Origin of the sequence: Pseudomonas sp. LTR0 (assembly GCF_036630035.1) — a bacterium.
GTDB lineage: Bacteria > Pseudomonadota > Gammaproteobacteria > Pseudomonadales > Pseudomonadaceae > Aquipseudomonas > Aquipseudomonas putida_Y.
Window position 1 is genome coordinate 5,063,749 of record NZ_CP123734.1, and the last position, 15,423, is coordinate 5,079,171.

Consider the following 15,423-nt stretch of genomic DNA (forward strand, 5'->3'; position numbering starts at 1 on the left):
CTGCTGACTGGATGAAAACCCGCGACCGTATCCTTGAATGCGCCCTGCAGCTGTTCAACCAGCAGGGCGAACCCAACGTATCCACCCTGGAAATTGCCAACGAACTCGGCATCAGCCCAGGCAACCTGTACTACCACTTCCATGGCAAGGAGCCGGTGGTACTGGGCTTGTTCGAGCGTTTTGAAGAAGCGTTGATGCCGCTGCTGGACCCGCCGCTGGAGGTGCGTCTGGACGCAGAGGATTACTGGCTGTTTCTGCACTTGATCGTCGAGCGCATGGCTCAGTACCGCTTCCTGTTCCAGGACTTGTCCAACCTGACCGGGCGCTTGCCCAAGCTAGCCCGAGGCATGCGCAGCCTGATCAATGCGATCAAACGCACGCTGGCGGCACTGTTGGCCAGCCTCAAGAGCCAGGGGCTGGTAGAGAGTGATACCCAGGCGCTGGGGCAACTGGTGGAGCAGATCACCCTGACGCTGATGTTCTCGCTGGATTATCAGCGTGTGCTGGGGCGCGAGGGGGATGTGGGGATCGTGGTTTACCAGGTGATGATGCTGGTGGCGCCGCATCTGCAGGCCCAGGCACGGGCGGCGGCGGAGCAACTGGCAGTGAAGTACCTGGAGGGGTAGGCCTACTGGAGATGGAGTGTTGCAGCCGACGCATTCGCGGGTAAACCCGCTCCTACAAGGTTTGGCGCATCTTGTGGGAGCGGGTTTACCCGCGAAGAAGGCGACGCGGTATTAGATCAGGGTACCGGTGCCGGTAGGTGCCGATGGCGTGCTGCTGGCCGGGGTGGCGGCAGGTGCCGGTGCCGGTGCAGCGGTTGCGGCAGGAGCAGCGCTCGCCGCTGGGGCGGCTGGCTTGGCGGCTGCCGGTTTAGCCGGCGCCTTCTTCACCGCAGGTTTCTTGGCCGCTGCCGGCTTCGCCGCAGGCTTGGCTGCTGCGGGCTTGGCTGCAGGTTTTTCCGCTGCGGTTTTGGCTGCAGGTTTGGCCGCTGCGGTTTTGCCAGCAGGTTTGGCCGCCGTCGTTTTCGCCGCAGGCTTGGCTGCTGCCTTGGCCATTGGCTTGGCCGCGGCCTTGCTCGCAGCCGGCTTGGTCGCCGCAGTGCGCGAGGAAATCGGCGTAACCGAAGCACCAGTCAACTTCTCGATCTGCTTGGTCAGGCTATCCACCTGCTGGTGCAGTGCCTTGATCTCGTTGCGGCTCGGCACGCCAAGACGCGAGATGGCGCTGTTAAGGCGCTTGTCGAAGGCTTCTTCAAGTTCGCTCCACTTGCCCAGCGCACGGTCCTTCACGCCCGACACCCGCGAAGTGGTCGAAGACTTGGCAGTCTCGGCAACATCTTCAGCCGTCTTTTTCGCCTGTTTCTCGGCCTTCTCGCCATCCTTTACCAGCGAGTCGAACAGCTTCGGGCCGTCCTGGTCGATCTTCGAATAGATACCCAGCCCAGCCAGCCAGATCTTGCGGGAGTATTTCTCGATCCCGCCGACCCAGGAGCTGCCTTCTTTTTCGGTGTTCTTCTTGCCAGCCATCCTGCTCTCCTTATGGTTTGTGCGCGACACGCTCAAGCAGCTCATGCAACTGTTCAAGCTTGATCGACAACGCCTCAACGTCATGTTTAGACGGAATACCCAGGCGATTCAAGGCGCGACCGACCCGTGCGTCGAAAGCTTTTTCGATCTTGTCGAGTTGAATTTCTACCTTGCCGCGTACGCGGCTCACTTCTTCACCGACTTCGTCAAGCTGGTGGTTGGCGGCATCGAGTTCTTTGTCGATGCGCTTCTTGCCGCGAGTCTCGACACCTTCACCCGCCCTGACCAGCTCCTTGAAGTAGTCAGAGCCTTCCTGACCAACGCGGGCGTAGGCGCCGATACCGGCCAGCCAGATCTTGCGCGCATAGCCGCGCACCTCGCCAAGCGTACCCAGGGCTTCGTCTTTTTTCTTCACAATCACTTTGGCCATGCTGTGTACCTCATGCTCATGAGTGGTGGAAAACCGCCCACGGAGGTTGGGCTTGAACATAAGGTAGGGAAGAAAATTAGAAACCTCACCCTAAGGTCTTCGTTGTCGCATCTATATACCGCAAGCCCCTTCGCCCATAGCGCTAGCGTCGCAAGCTTCACCTCACGGACATCGACGCCATGACTGTTGTAGCAAACCCACCCAGGCTGACGTTCAAGCAAAGCGTGGCAGCCTGTTTCTCCAAACGACCCAGCCTGCGGGACGTTTTATCAAAGGACGCATTCCAGACTTTCAGCGACCGGTATCCATGGTTGCACCGCAACCATCCTCATATCACATCGCTCGACCCTTTCGTCATCCTGCATGCACCGGCCAGCACAGATGATCTGCCACGTCAGAGCGGGCTGCTGGACGAGCTTCTCCGGCATTTCCTGACCAAGGAACGTGTGCAACTGGGCGCCTCAGACAAGCTGAGCATCAGCCCTCCCCATGTGTTTAAAATTCAGGAGCAAGGCCAGGACAACATTCGCCAACCCGAAATCATGCCGGACCTGACGAAGCTCAGCGATGACTTCGATACCGTGCTTGGTGCGTTGATACCGGCCTTCCAGCAAGCCCAGATCGGCTTCTGGAACGGGCTCGACGAAGACAGCCAAGTCTCGCGCATGCTCTGGCTTGAGCACACCATCAAGGCTGCATTGCTCGAGAACCTCCCTCGCCAAGGCCTTGAAGATGATGAAAAAGCAGCAATGTACGCCCTGCTCGACGGGGTATACGACAGCCTGGCTGTCGAGGCGATACAAGTCACGCTCGGAACGGATGGCGGGGCACACACCGTTACCCTACCGGATCTGTTGCTCATCACCACAAGCGGCACCCGCAGCCTGGTTCTGCAATGCAAGCCCTGCGGTTCGGTTCATCGCCATGTCGACCTGCCCAGCTTTGCCACCGCGCTGCAACGGCAGCTAGCGCAACGTTATCGCTTCGAAACGTTGTCCTGGGCACACACGCCAGTAATCGGACGCCCTTTCGCCTTCCAGGTCAGGCAACTGCTGAACGATATCCTGGACGACATCGGCCGCCTGCGTATTGGCGGCCTGACAACCGTCGACGAACTGGAGCGACAACTGCGCCAGGTGAGCGACCCGTCAGCTTACTTCCTCAACCTGCCATCGCAGGAGCAAGCTGCACCCTCCGTCAGCCCGCCGCGATGGCTGCTCAATGCCAGCGCTGAGGACCGCTACGCCTACCACACTGCACTGCTCGATCTGGCGGCGAGCCAAGGTCGGTCGAAGGGCTGCACATCCCTGGGCGATGTCGAGGATATCCGTGATTACGCCGCTCGCCGCTTGCGTGAGACCCTGCAGACCAGCTACCCAGACAAGGCGGTACACGACCCGAACAAGGTGCACATCCGCATTTCCCAGGCCATCATCGGCGCCGCTACACAAGGGCAGTCACTGTTCTTGTACTCGGTGCCCCTGACCGACTTGGCAGTTTCACGCCTGCGGCTGGAGGCTGGCGAGGTGATGAGCGGGATGAACTTCGAGGACGGCTCGCCTGTGACCGACTGGCTGAGCATCGACCAGATCAGGGGCCTGATTCATCAGGTCGACATCGGCGGTCACTACCCCTCCTACCTGAAGGACCAAGTCAACACCCAGCCGCGCAGGGCCGAGCGAATCCGCCAGCATGCCAGGGAATGGCGTTACGCCCTTCGGTTCAGCACGCTGAAGGCCAAGATCGAGCGACAGCTTGGCGAAGCGGCAAGCCAGGCAATGCTCAGGTTCTGCCAGGGCATGGACAATGGCGTGGACCTTCTGCGCATCGCCCCCCTGGCGTTCCTTTGCGCGCCTGGCGCTTCGGCAAGCGATGTGGCGCACGGGATGTTCATCATCGAAATACCGGCAAGCGGCAGCTGGGTCTTGTACCGCCCATTCTATGCCGACAGGGCGTTGCAGGAATTTCCGAACCTCGAATTGCTGATGGACGCAATCCGCAGCAGGGGCGAACTGCAAGAGAGCGTACTGGCCTGGCTTGAGGATGACGCGCGTCCGACTTACCAGAACGACGGGTTCAAGCACCCGCACCTGCACCCGAACATGACCAAGCTGACGCACCTGCTCAATGTGCCGGTCGAGCTGCTGGACCACCTTTTGCAACGCCTCAGACGCCCGGTCCAGGCCTCGTTCCAGGCCTGGACGGAAGATCTGGACACTCATCTGTTCAACGCCCGTATCGAGACCATGTTATTGGCCTCAGCCAGCAACAGCGTCTCCAATGCCCAGGAAGTGCGGGCTTTGGTGAAGGAGGCTGCGTGGGCGATCTTCAATACCGTCACCCAACTTTGGCATGGCCCGATGACCACCCTGGTGTGGCTGGTGGTGGCGCTGTCGGCAGTCAAGGAAGACGTCGAGGCGCTGATCAAGCGCAGCGGTGACGACAAGATCGTCGCAGCCATAGACCTGGTCACCAACCTGGCCTTGCTCCTTGCCCACCGCCCTGCAACGCCACCTGCCAACAGCGAAGAGCCCGCCAGGCTACGTTTTTCAGGCCCTGCGCCGAAGGAAGAGACCCCGCCCCCAGCGCTCGAGCAGCCACAGGAGAAACCGTGGCAGCCCCCCGTCGAGGCGCCACGGCCCACGCTCGTGCGTGTAGATGGCTGGCATGACGGGCAGCGCCTGAGCAACCTGTCGGTACAGGAGCGCCAGTCACTGGCCCAACTGCAAGCCTCGCAGCCACTCGAAGGGCACGCGCCACTGACAAGGGGCCGTTTGCGTGGGTTGTACAATATTGCCGGCCGTTACTACGCCAAGTTGGGCGATGGCGCCTATGAGGTCATCGAGACGTGGAACGGCATGCAGATCATCGGCCCCGAGCCGAGCAGCAGCGAGTGGGTGTCCCAATGGAATGGCGCCCCGGACGGCTACCATATCGTTGGCCGTGAACGCCAAAAAGGCCCCTGGCTGACGCGCTGGAATGGCCAATGGACCGTGAATCTGAACCTCTCTGGCGGCATGCCAAGGAACAGGCAATCCATCAACGCTGAAAACCGCCAGCGGTTCGACACCTTGAGTACAACCGCCACGGCGAACCAACAAGCGCTGAACCAGATGGCGCCACTTATGGAACGCAGCCAAGTGCAACTGCAGGCTTATGACGACCTCGCGCTGGAGTACAGCCTGGCTGTCGATGCTCTGCCTGCACAGGAGCGCGCTTCACCGCCGCCAGCATTGCAACTTCAGAGGCAGGCACTCAAAGCCCAGCGCCTGCGCCACTTGCCAGAGATCAGGGCATCCGCGCTCTACCTGGAACGGCAGAGCACGCTGTTGCATGGGAACATCGAAGTGTTCAAGGAGATGGCCGAACCACGGTTCAGCAAATTCGACACCCGAGCCCCGAGCCGACGCCGATACGGCAATTGGTACGGCGCAGCCATCGAAAACGACATGCTGCTGTGCCGACGCTTGCTGGAGCAGGTCGACCACCAGGCACTGAGCGCACAGGCCACCGGGCTGCCCCGCGTTCCAGAGACTGCCGAGCAGATACAGCAATACCTCGACTATCGCGAGCGGGTACGCGATTCCTGCCAAGCCAGCCGCCGCCTGCTTGTCGTCAGCCAGCGGCTGGACCGGATCCTGGCGGAAACACTGCAGGACCCCAAGATCGATTTTGCCAATAAAGCCACGAAACTCGCTCAGACCATCCGACGCAGAACGTATTCGACATTGGTCATTCGGGCCCAGCTGCTCAGTGACCTGGCCTACCTCGCCGTGGACAAGAGCCGCCTCTCTGCGGACACGGCCGAGGATTTGCTTGCGATGCGCGCGCCGCTCAGCGGCATCGAATTCAGCAGCACGGTATGGAGCCACGACGGGCTGGCAGCCACCGAAGAGACGGCCCAGGTCAAAGCCGAACTGCTTGAGGATATCCTTCAGAAATACCGTACCGTGCTGGACCGCGCCCAATACATGAAAACGCTGGACTCGCCTGCGCTGGTCGCTGACGTACTGGACGAATACATACGCGAACTGTCCACGATTGCCCAGATCACAGAGCAGCAACTGAGCGCGACCTTGACCAACCTCGACAGCGGCATCAGCCCCCCCTCGCCAACGCCATATCATCGGCCCGCGACGATCAAACGCCGGGTCATCCGTGTTGACCGAGGTCGACCGCTACTGGTGGAAATAGACCAAATGGGCAACCGTGCTATCCAGCGCAGTGCATTCAACCAGGAGCCTGCGGGCAGCTTCACGCAACGCGACGGGGTGTGGCATGCCGTGCCTGAGCAAGCGCGGCCGGCCCAGCATGACCGCGCACAGCTGCGCCAGCGAGCAAACCGCCTGCTGGCAGAGGTGGATGGAAAAATCGCCTTCGCCGCTCACTATGCCGATGAGCCCAACAGCCTGAGCGACTTTCTGGAATGGCCGGCAGGTGACATGCGCGAAGTGCAGCAGCAACTGACCGAGCTTAACAATCCACTGGATTACGGCTTGGTCGAACTCCTTCGGGCAGCGGTAGACCGCGTCCATCACGAAAAACTTCGGCTACTCACCGACGCGTATCTGAACACCCGACATCCCGACGGCAAGGCCCTTCGCTTCCTGGCTGAGCAGAACCGGATTCGAATCAGGCAAACCGTGATTCGCCGACAGTTACGTCACGCCAATGATTACCTCGACGTCTACGAGGTTCGCGATGTACAAGCGCCACAGCGGTTACTGTGGGAGGCGCATTTTCATTATCCCAGCCTCGAAGCGAGGGGGCATGACTTCGTGAAGGGCCACCTCAAATTCTGGGATGCAGGCGTAAGGGGCCGAAAGGCCATGCTTGAGCGGGCCGCAGACGCACGCGAGCGCATCGCGATCTACCGCGGCGATCTGCGCCTGGAGCAGGTGATTGGTATCATTCCTTTCCCGGCGGACGCGCCACAGTAGCCACAGGGCGGCGCCGGCTCAGGCCAGGGCCTTGTCCAGCGCCCGCTCGATTTCACCTTTGATGGTGCCGCTCATCATCGACAGCATCATGCCCAGCTTCAATTCGACGCGGATGCTGTCGTCGCCAATGTGCACACTGCCATTGGCGCCACTGCGCGCAACGTCCACGCGGTCACCGTTCCAGGTGGCCTTGAGGTCGTACTCGCGGCTGAGCTTGTCGACCAGCGCCTCAGCCTTGGCGCGGGCGGCATCACGGCCGAGGGAGTGTTTGCGTTCGACGCTGATCTGGGTCATGTGGACGTTCCTGAAGATGTAGACATAATGCGCATTATGCCCGCCCCTGCCCGCTGGCACACCCCGCCAAGACAAATCCGCCCGTTCGCCCTAGAATGGCGGTAATTTTTTCCGGTGAAGCGATATGAACGACCAGCGCAAAGGCGACCACGCCGAACCCACCACCCATTTCGGCTATCAGGACGTGCCTGAAAGCCAGAAGGCGAAGAAAGTCGCCGAAGTGTTCCACTCGGTGGCAGCCAAGTACGACCTGATGAACGACGTGCTTTCCGGCGGCATGCACCGCCTGTGGAAGCGCTTTACCATCGAGCTGTCAGGCGTGCGCAGCGGCAACCGCGTGCTGGACATCGCCGGCGGTACCGGTGACCTGGCGGCCAAGTTCTCGCGTCTTGTCGGGCCGACCGGGCAGGTGGTGCTGGCCGACATCAACGATTCGATGCTCAAGGTAGGCCGTGACCGCCTGCTTGACCGCGGCGTGGCCGGCAATATCGAGTTCGTCCAGGCCGATGCTGAAAAGCTGCCGTTCCCGGACAACCACTTCGACTGCGTGACCATCGCTTTCGGCCTGCGCAACGTCACCCACAAGGACGCCGCCATCCGTTCGATGCTGCGCGTGCTCAAGCCCGGTGGCCGTCTGTTGATCCTGGAGTTCTCCAAGCCGACCAACAAGCTGATGTCCAAGGCCTACGACGCCTACTCGTTCGCTTTCATGCCGCTGGCTGGCAAGCTGATCACCAATGACTCCGAGAGCTACCGTTACCTCGCCGAGTCGATCCGCATGCACCCTGACCAGGAAACCCTGAAGAGCATGATGGTCGAGGCCGGTTTCGACCGCGTCACCTATCACAACATGACCAGCGGCATCGTTGCCGTGCACCGGGGAATCAAACCCTGATGTTGCTGGCCGGGCTGCTCGCCAGCGTCGAACATGGCCTGAATCGCGTCCTGCGCATGGACAGCACGGCCCTGCCGCGGCTGGCCGCGCTGGAAGGCAAGGTCATCGAAATCGACTGCCGCCAACCGGCCCTGCAGCTGTTCATCTTGCCCGACGAAGAAGGCCTGATGCTCGCCGCCCACTGGCAGGGTGAGGTCGACTGCAGCCTGCGCGCGCCCGCCGGTAGCCTGGCGCAACTGGCCCTGGCCAAGGACAAGACCGCCGTGCTGCACAGCCCGCAAGTCGAGCTGCACGGCGACAGCGCCGTACTGCTTGACCTGTTTGGCGTGCTGCAGGACCTGGAACTGGACTGGGAGCACGAGCTGCAACGCTGGCTTGGCCCGGTCGCCACAGCAATGCTGGCCGGCCATATCCGCCTGCGCGCTCGCTGGACTCGCCAAGGCCTGGCACGTTTCAGCCAGAACCTGTCCGAATACCTGGCCGAGGAATCCCGCACCCTGGTCGGCAAGCGCGAGGCCGAAGCCGCCTTCAGCGAACTCGATGCCTTGAAACTTGATACAGAACGCCTCGAAGCGCGCCTCAGGCGCCTGTCCCGATCCCTTGATACCAGCGATAACGCATGAAGCTGCTCGCCGTCCGACGTCTTTTTCGCATCCAGCGTGTGGTGATCCGCTACCGCCTCGATGACCTGCTGTTCGACCAACCCTTGCTGCCCTGGTGGCTGGCCAGCCTGCGCCTGTTGATGCCGTGGCGCTGGCTGCCACGCAAGCCCACCGAACTCAGCCGTGGCGCGCGCCTGCGCCTGGCGCTGCAGGACCTGGGGCCGATCTTCATCAAGTTCGGCCAGCTGCTGTCCACCCGCCGCGACCTGCTGCCCCCGGACATCGCCGACGAACTGATGCGGTTGCAGGACCGTGTGCCCCCCTTCGACCCGAAAAAAGCCGTGGCCTTGATCGAGGAACAGCTCGGTGCCAAGGTCGGCGAGGTGTTCAGCCGCTTCGACGTCGAGCCACTGGCATCGGCCTCGGTGGCCCAGGTGCACGCCGCACGCCTGAAAACCGGTGAAGAGGTGGTGGTCAAGGTGGTGCGTCCGGGCCTGAAACCGGTCATCGCCCAAGACCTGGCCTGGCTGTTCCTGATCGCCAAGGCCGCCGAACGCGCCTCGGCGGATGCCCGTCGCCTGCACCCGGTGGAAATCGTCGGCGACTACGAAAAAACCATCTACGACGAGCTCGACCTGCTGCGCGAGGCTGCCAACGCCAGCCAGCTGCGGCGCAACTTCGAAGGCTCCGAGCTGATGTACGTGCCCCAGGTGTACTGGGACCTGTGCCGCCCCAAAGTGTTGGTGATGGAACGCATCTACGGCGTACCGGTGACCGATATGGCCACCTTGGCCGACCAGCGCACCGACATGAAGCTGCTGGCCGAGCGTGGCGTGGAAGTGTTCTTCACCCAGGTGTTCCGCGACAGCTTCTTCCATGCCGACATGCACCCCGGCAACATCTTCGTCAGCACGGTCAAGCCGTGGAGCCCGCAGTACATTGCCATCGACTGCGGCATCGTCGGCAGCCTCACCGCCGAGGACCAGGACTACCTGGCGCGCAACCTGTTTGCCTTCTTCAAGCGTGACTACCGCCGCGTCGCCCAGTTGCACATCGACTCGGGCTGGGTGCCGGCAAACACCAAGGTGAACGAGTTCGAAGCAGCGATTCGCACCGTGTGCGAGCCGATCTTCGAAAAACCGTTAAAAGATATTTCCTTCGGCCAGGTGCTGATGCGCCTGTTCCAGACCGCACGGCGCTTCAACATGGAAGTGCAGCCACAGCTGGTATTGCTGCAGAAAACCCTGCTCAACATCGAAGGCCTGGGCCGTCAGCTGTACCCCGACCTGGACCTGTGGAGCACCGCCAAGCCGTACCTCGAACGCTGGATGCGCGACCGCTATAGCCCCAAGGCCGTATTCGGCAACCTGCACAGCCAGGTAGAGCAATTGCCGCACCTGGCCGGCATGACCCGCGACCTGCTCGAACGCCTGTCGCAGCCTCACCTGCACGATCCACAATTACCGGAGCGGCGCCGCCAGGGCGACCGCTGGGCGCTGCGCCTGCTGGGCGCCGGCCTGCTTGGCGGTGGCGCAGTCTTGGCCGCAGGCGCTGCCGAAACCGCCAGCCTGGCCGCCCCGGCCGCCTGGCCCGCCTGGCTGATGCTGGCTGCAGGCCTTTACCTGATCGTGCGCCAATAGCCAGCCGCGCCTGTGGCTGGCACACTAGCGCAAAGGGCCCGGCACAGGAGCGGGCCCGCTTTGGAGTCGACGATGAAAGACTGGCTGGACGAGATCAAGTGGAACAGCGATGGCCTGGTACCGGCAATCGCTCAGGACCACAAGACCGGACGTGTGCTGATGATGGCCTGGATGAACCGTGAATCGCTGGCCCTGACCGCCGCCGAGCAGCGTGCCATCTACTGGTCGCGTTCGCGTGGCAAGCTGTGGCGTAAAGGCGAGGAGTCCGGGCACGTGCAAAAACTGCATGAGCTGCGCCTGGACTGCGACGCCGACGTGATCATCCTGATGGTCGAGCAACTGGGCCATATCGCCTGCCATACCGGTCGTGAAAGCTGCTTCTACCGCGTCTATGAAGACGGCCAGTGGAAAATCGTCGACCCGGTCCTGAAGGACCCGGATGCCATCTACAACGCAGGACACTGACATGAGCGACACCCTCAACCGCCTGGCCGAAGTGCTTGAAGAACGCAAGCAAGCGGCGCCTGACAGCTCCTACGTGGCCAGCCTGTACCACAAGGGCCTGAACAAGATCCTTGAAAAGCTCGGCGAAGAGTCGGTCGAAACGATCATTGCTGCCAAGGATGCCCAGATCAGCAAGGATTACAGCGATGTCATCTACGAAACCGCCGACCTGTGGTTTCATAGCCTGGTGATGCTCAGTGCGCTGGGCCAGCATCCACAAGCCGTGCTGGATGAACTGGAACGCCGCTTCGGCTTGTCCGGGCATGATGAGAAGGCCGCACGCCAGCCATCTGCCTGACGTTTTATTGGGGGCGCCCGCTCCCACAGGCACCGGGTTGCCGGATCGATATGCTGTACACACAATTTTCAGGAGTACGAAATGGGTATCTTTGACTGGAAACACTGGATCGTCCTGCTGGTGGTCGTGGTTCTGGTGTTCGGCACCAAGAAACTGAAGAACTTCGGCAGCGACCTGGGCGAATCGATCAAGGGCTTCCGCAAGGCCATGAACGAAGAAGAGACCAAACCGGCCGAGCAGACTCCGCCGCCTGCCCAACCGGTGCCACCGGTGCAAAACACCGCGCAGCCGCAACAAGGCCACACCATCGAGGGCCAGGCCCAACCGGTCCAAGAGCCGCAGCGGAAAGACTGATCCATGTTCGGCATGAGTTTCAGCGAGCTGCTGCTCGTCGGCCTGGTCGCCCTGCTGGTGCTCGGCCCCGAGCGCCTGCCGGGTGCCGCGCGCACGGCAGGCCTGTGGATCGGGCGGCTCAAGCGCAGCTTCAACAGCATCAAGATGGAAGTGGAGCGCGAAATTGGCGCCGACGATATCCGCCGCCAGCTGCATAACGAGCACATCCTGCAGATGGAAGAGGAAGCCAAGCGCATCCTCAACCCCATGACGCCACCCGCGCAGCCGCCGGTCACCACGGCCAGCGTGCAGCCACCTGCCGGGCTCGAAGCCAAGCCGGTCGAAGCACCCGCTGCCCCGGCCGCACCGTCTGAACCGCCTCAACCGCCGCGAGCCCCATGAGCGAGAATCCGGAACACGACCAGCCAATGCCGCTGGTTTCACACCTGACCGAACTGCGCACCCGCCTGCTGCGCTGCGTTGCCGTCATTTTCCTGATCTTTGCCGGGCTGTTCTCCTTCGCCCAGCAGATCTACACACTGGTTTCCGCGCCACTGCGCGAGCACTTGCCGGCCAATGCAACGATGATCGCCACCGATGTGGCCTCGCCGTTCCTCACGCCGTTCAAGCTGACCATGATAGTGGCGCTGTTCCTGGCCATCCCGTTCATCCTCCAGCAGATCTGGGGCTTTATCGCCCCCGGGCTGTACCGTCACGAGAAGCGCATTGCCATTCCGCTGCTCGTATCGAGCATCCTGCTGTTCTACGCCGGCATGGCCTTTGCCTATTTCCTTGTGTTCCCGCTGATGTTCAAGTTCTTCGCCGCTGCCACCCCGGCAGGCGTAGCGATGATGACCGACATCGCAAGCTACCTCGACTTCGTGATGACGCTGTTCTTCGCCTTTGGCGTGGCCTTCGAAATCCCGGTGGCAGTGGTGCTGCTGGTGTGGATCGGCGTGGTCGACGTGAAGTACCTGAAAAAGGCCCGCCCCTATGTGATCATCGGCTGCTTCGTGGTCGGCATGGTCCTCACCCCACCGGACATCTTCTCCCAGACCCTGCTGGCCGTGCCCATGTGGCTGCTGTTCGAGATCGGTGTGCTGTGCGGCAGCCTGATCCGCAAGCGCAGCGCCCACGACGAAACCGCCGACGACCATAACGACCAGCCACCTGCGACCCAACCGTGAACCTGTTGCTTCTTGAAGAGGCCGACTTCGTTTCGGCCAACCGCGTCGTTCTTGCTGATCGGCGCTTCACCCATATGCAGGAAATCCACCGCGTGGCGGTGGGTGACAACCTGCGCGTGGGCCGTATCAATGGCCTGATGGGCAAGGCCACGGTGCTGCGCCTGGAAAAACACGAAGCCGAGCTTGCAGTGGCCTTCGACCAGCAGCCACCGGCCAAGCTGCCGCTGACCCTGGTGCTGGCGGTGCCTCGGCCCAAAATGCTGCGACGGCTGTTTCAGACCGTGGCCACACTGGGTGTACCGCGGCTGATCCTGCTGAACAGCTACAAGGTCGAGAAAAGCTTCTGGCAAACGCCCTTCCTGCAGCCCGACACCATTCGCGAGAACCTGATCCTGGGCCTGGAACAAGCGCGCGACACAGTGCTGCCCGAGGTCATCATCGAAAAGCGCTTCAAGCCTTTTGTCGAAGACCGCCTGCCCACCATCGCCGCCGGCACCCTGGGCCTGGTCGGCCACCCCGGCCCTTACCCAGCCTGTCCGCGCGCCGTAGAACAAGCCGTTACCCTGGCCATCGGCCCCGAGGGCGGCTGGATCCCCTACGAAATCGACCTGCTGGGCAAGGCAGGCCTGGCGCCGGTGCAGCTGGGTGATCGCATCTTGCGGGTGGAGACCGCCGTCACCGCGCTACTTTCGCGCATTTTCTGACACAACCCCCCCTTTTTTGCCCATAAAGTTTCCCTCTCCCGGGCCGATGGCCTTGGCAACAAAACAGTTATTTGTGCTGCCAAGCCGCCGGGGAGTCGAACATGTATCAATGGTTAGCCCAATCGCTGGGCAATGTGAGCGTCAATCGCAAACTGGGGCTGGGTTTCGGCCTGGTGCTACTATTGACCTTGGCTATTACCCTGGTCGGCTGGCACGGCATGGACAGCATCATCGACCGTGGCGACAAACTGGGAAACATTTCTGTCGTCCAGCAATACACCCAGGAGCTGCGCATCGCCCGCCAGCTCTACGATCGCCGCCGCGACGACGCTTCGCTGGCAGAGCTGGAAAAAGCCCTGGGCAACCTCGACCGCCAAGTGCAACTGATGCTTGGCCAGATCGAACAGCCTGCCGACCGCCAGCGCCTTGAACAGCAGCGCGAGGCAGTGCGCATCTACCAGCAGGCATTCAACGAGCTGAAGCAGGCCGAACAACGCCGCGAAGCAAGCCGTGATGTACTGGGTAGCAGCGCCGATAAAGTCGTTGAATTGATTGGCCGAGTACAACGTAGCCTGCTGCAAGGTGCAGACATCAATCAGTACCAGCACGCGGTGGACGTCAGCGCATTGCTGCAACAAGCGCGTTTCCAGGTGCGTGGCTACACCTACAGCGGCAATGCCGATTTCCAGCAAACGGCACTGAAGGCCATCGACCAGGCCTTGGCCGAGCTGCGCGCACTGCCGGCCAAAGTGCCAGCCGAACATGCTGCCAACCTGGATGATGCCGCCACGGCCATGGGCGGCTACCGCGATGCCGTGACCCAGTTCGGTGATGCCCTGCGTGCCAGTGAACAAGCGCTGCAAAGCATGGCTGAACAAGGCACGGTACTGCTGCAGGCCAGCCAGACGATGACCACCTCGCAAACCGAGGTGCGCAATGCTGCTGCCGCGCAGGCCAAAACACTGCTCACAGTCGCCACCGTGCTGGCACTGGCCCTTGGCCTGCTGGCCGCCTGGACCATTACCCGGCAGATCATCATCCCTCTGCGCCAGACCCTGCACGCCGCAGAACGCGTGGCCAGCGGAGACCTGACCCAAAGCCTGCAGGTGCAACGCCGCGACGAACTGGGCCAATTGCAAGCCAGCATGCATCGCATGACCCAAGGCTTGCGTGAACTGATCGGCGGCATTGGCGACGGCGTCACGCAGATTGCCAGCGCTGCCGAGGAGCTGTCGGCGGTGACAGAACAGACCAGCGCCGGGGTCAACAACCAGAAGGTCGAAACCGACCAGGTGGCGACGGCCATGAACCAGATGACAGCCACCGTGCACGATGTGGCACGCAATGCCGAACAGGCTTCGGAAGCCGCCCTGATGGCCGACCAGCAGGCCCGCGAGGGCGATCGCGTGGTGGGCGAGGCGGTGGCACAGATCGAGCGCCTGGCAAGCGAAGTGGTCAACTCCAGCGAAGCGATGAACCTGCTCAAGACCGAAAGCGACAAGATCGGCAGCGTACTCGACGTGATCAAATCGGTGGCCCAGCAAACCAACCTGTTAGCCCTCAACGCGGCAATCGAAGCGGCCCGCGCCGGTGAGGCCGGGCGTGGCTTTGCCGTGGTTGCCGACGAAGTGCGTAGCTTGGCCCAACGCACACAGCAGTCGACCGAAGAGATCGAAGAGTTGATTGCCGGCCTGCAAAGCGGCACCCAACGGGTGGCCAGCGTGATGGACAACAGCCGCCAACTGACCGACAGCAGCGTCGAGCTGACCCGCCGCGCCGGCAGCTCGTTGGAAACCATCACCCGCACGGTGTCGTCGATTCAGGCGATGAACCAGCAGATTGCCACGGCGGCCGAGGAGCAGACGGCGGTGGCCGAGGAGATCAACCGCAGCGTGATGAATGTGCGTGATATTTCCGACCAGACCTCGGCGGCGAGTGAGGAGACCGCCAGCTCCAGCGTGGAACTGGCGCGGTTGGGTACCCACTTGCAAGGGTTGGTTGGGCGGTTCAGGCTCTGATCTGAACTAGCGGTCGCCCGGTCGGGCCTCTTCGCGGTTTTACCCGCGA

General features: G+C 62.0%; 15 protein-coding genes. 12 read left to right on the forward strand and 3 right to left on the reverse strand.

From position 1 onward, the window contains the following. Positions 1-11: 11 nt before the first annotated feature. Entirely contained in the window at positions 12-626 is a 615-nt protein-coding gene (locus QCL51_RS23165; RefSeq protein WP_021783744.1) for a TetR/AcrR family transcriptional regulator, read from the forward strand. Positions 627-737: 111 nt separating this feature from the next. Here the strand turns inward: QCL51_RS23165 and QCL51_RS23170 are convergent, their stop codons facing one another. Together QCL51_RS23170 and QCL51_RS23175 are read right to left on the reverse strand one after the other, a co-directional pair. Continuing rightward, the gene (locus QCL51_RS23170) at positions 738-1,529 is read right to left on the reverse strand and encodes a phasin family protein (protein ID WP_101196370.1); all 792 of its coding nucleotides are present in this window, start codon (positions 1,527-1,529) and stop codon (positions 738-740) included. 10 nt (positions 1,530-1,539) lie between these two features. Further along, positions 1,540-1,959, reverse strand: coding sequence for a phasin family protein (locus QCL51_RS23175; protein ID WP_014592667.1), 420 nt, complete (start codon positions 1,957-1,959; stop codon positions 1,540-1,542). Positions 1,960-2,138: 179 nt separating this feature from the next. On the opposite strand from QCL51_RS23175, the gene QCL51_RS23180 reads away from it, so the two are divergent. Further along, positions 2,139-6,899, forward strand: a complete 4,761-nt coding sequence (locus QCL51_RS23180) for a DUF6543 domain-containing protein (protein WP_274102046.1) — start codon at positions 2,139-2,141, stop codon at positions 6,897-6,899. 18 nt (positions 6,900-6,917) lie between these two features. Here the strand turns inward: QCL51_RS23180 and QCL51_RS23185 are convergent, their stop codons facing one another. Further along, on the reverse strand, positions 6,918-7,193 hold the full coding sequence (locus QCL51_RS23185; protein WP_003249289.1) for a polyhydroxyalkanoic acid system family protein: 276 nt from the start codon (positions 7,191-7,193) through the stop codon (positions 6,918-6,920). A 124-nt stretch (positions 7,194-7,317) separates the two neighbouring features. Between QCL51_RS23185 and ubiE the strand changes: the two genes are divergently transcribed. The 10 genes from ubiE (at position 7,318) to QCL51_RS23235 (ending at position 15,374) form a co-directional block, all read left to right on the forward strand. Then, a complete protein-coding gene (ubiE, locus tag QCL51_RS23190) occupies positions 7,318-8,088 on the forward strand; it encodes a bifunctional demethylmenaquinone methyltransferase/2-methoxy-6-polyprenyl-1,4-benzoquinol methylase UbiE (RefSeq protein WP_009682367.1) in 771 nt (256 codons plus the stop codon). After that, positions 8,088-8,711, forward strand: coding sequence for an SCP2 sterol-binding domain-containing protein (locus tag QCL51_RS23195; protein ID WP_021783741.1), 624 nt, complete (start codon positions 8,088-8,090; stop codon positions 8,709-8,711). The genes ubiE and QCL51_RS23195 overlap by 1 nt, the downstream gene beginning before the upstream one ends. Next, positions 8,708-10,330, forward strand: coding sequence for a ubiquinone biosynthesis regulatory protein kinase UbiB (gene ubiB, locus QCL51_RS23200; RefSeq protein WP_021783740.1), 1,623 nt, complete (start codon positions 8,708-8,710; stop codon positions 10,328-10,330). Before QCL51_RS23195 ends, ubiB begins: the two co-directional genes overlap by 4 nt. 72 nt (positions 10,331-10,402) lie before the next feature. Next, entirely contained in the window at positions 10,403-10,795 is a 393-nt protein-coding gene (hisI, locus tag QCL51_RS23205; RefSeq protein WP_021783739.1) for a phosphoribosyl-AMP cyclohydrolase, read from the forward strand. 1 nt (position 10,796) lies between these two features. After that, positions 10,797-11,132 (forward strand): phosphoribosyl-ATP diphosphatase, encoded by a 336-nt coding sequence (locus QCL51_RS23210; protein WP_003249283.1) that lies wholly within the window; start codon positions 10,797-10,799, stop codon positions 11,130-11,132. Between the two features lie 81 nt (positions 11,133-11,213). Continuing rightward, positions 11,214-11,486 carry a twin-arginine translocase TatA/TatE family subunit gene (locus QCL51_RS23215; RefSeq protein WP_016489564.1) on the forward strand — a complete coding sequence of 91 codons (273 nt, stop codon included), beginning with the start codon at positions 11,214-11,216 and terminating at the stop codon, positions 11,484-11,486. Positions 11,487-11,489: 3 nt separating this feature from the next. Continuing rightward, on the forward strand, positions 11,490-11,867 hold the full coding sequence (gene tatB, locus QCL51_RS23220; protein ID WP_010955576.1) for a Sec-independent protein translocase protein TatB: 378 nt from the start codon (positions 11,490-11,492) through the stop codon (positions 11,865-11,867). Further along, positions 11,864-12,652 (forward strand): twin-arginine translocase subunit TatC, encoded by a 789-nt coding sequence (gene tatC, locus QCL51_RS23225; RefSeq protein WP_103469607.1) that lies wholly within the window; start codon positions 11,864-11,866, stop codon positions 12,650-12,652. Before tatB ends, tatC begins: the two co-directional genes overlap by 4 nt. After that, a complete protein-coding gene (locus tag QCL51_RS23230; RefSeq protein ID WP_021783737.1) occupies positions 12,649-13,356 on the forward strand; it encodes a 16S rRNA (uracil(1498)-N(3))-methyltransferase in 708 nt (235 codons plus the stop codon). The genes tatC and QCL51_RS23230 overlap by 4 nt, the downstream gene beginning before the upstream one ends. A 101-nt stretch (positions 13,357-13,457) precedes the next feature. After that, the gene (locus QCL51_RS23235) at positions 13,458-15,374 is read left to right on the forward strand and encodes a methyl-accepting chemotaxis protein (protein WP_084850229.1); all 1,917 of its coding nucleotides are present in this window, start codon (positions 13,458-13,460) and stop codon (positions 15,372-15,374) included. Positions 15,375-15,423: the final 49 nt, after the last annotated feature.

Excerpts from the sequence above, each read along its gene's own strand:
- QCL51_RS23165 (WP_021783744.1), top strand. The coding sequence starts at position 12 with ATGAAAACCCGCGACCGTATCCTTGAATGCGCCCTGCAGCTGTTCAAC.
- QCL51_RS23170 (WP_101196370.1), bottom strand. The coding sequence starts at position 1,529 with ATGGCTGGCAAGAAGAACACCGAAAAAGAAGGCAGCTCCTGGGTCGGC.
- QCL51_RS23175 (WP_014592667.1), bottom strand. The coding sequence starts at position 1,959 with ATGGCCAAAGTGATTGTGAAGAAAAAAGACGAAGCCCTGGGTACGCTT.
- QCL51_RS23180 (WP_274102046.1), top strand. The coding sequence starts at position 2,139 with ATGACTGTTGTAGCAAACCCACCCAGGCTGACGTTCAAGCAAAGCGTG.
- QCL51_RS23185 (WP_003249289.1), bottom strand. The coding sequence starts at position 7,193 with ATGACCCAGATCAGCGTCGAACGCAAACACTCCCTCGGCCGTGATGCC.
- ubiE (WP_009682367.1), top strand. The coding sequence starts at position 7,318 with ATGAACGACCAGCGCAAAGGCGACCACGCCGAACCCACCACCCATTTC.
- QCL51_RS23195 (WP_021783741.1), top strand. The coding sequence starts at position 8,088 with ATGTTGCTGGCCGGGCTGCTCGCCAGCGTCGAACATGGCCTGAATCGC.
- ubiB (WP_021783740.1), top strand. The coding sequence starts at position 8,708 with ATGAAGCTGCTCGCCGTCCGACGTCTTTTTCGCATCCAGCGTGTGGTG.
- hisI (WP_021783739.1), top strand. The coding sequence starts at position 10,403 with ATGAAAGACTGGCTGGACGAGATCAAGTGGAACAGCGATGGCCTGGTA.
- QCL51_RS23210 (WP_003249283.1), top strand. The coding sequence starts at position 10,797 with ATGAGCGACACCCTCAACCGCCTGGCCGAAGTGCTTGAAGAACGCAAG.
- QCL51_RS23215 (WP_016489564.1), top strand. The coding sequence starts at position 11,214 with ATGGGTATCTTTGACTGGAAACACTGGATCGTCCTGCTGGTGGTCGTG.
- tatB (WP_010955576.1), top strand. The coding sequence starts at position 11,490 with ATGTTCGGCATGAGTTTCAGCGAGCTGCTGCTCGTCGGCCTGGTCGCC.
- tatC (WP_103469607.1), top strand. The coding sequence starts at position 11,864 with ATGAGCGAGAATCCGGAACACGACCAGCCAATGCCGCTGGTTTCACAC.
- QCL51_RS23235 (WP_084850229.1), top strand. The coding sequence starts at position 13,458 with ATGTATCAATGGTTAGCCCAATCGCTGGGCAATGTGAGCGTCAATCGC.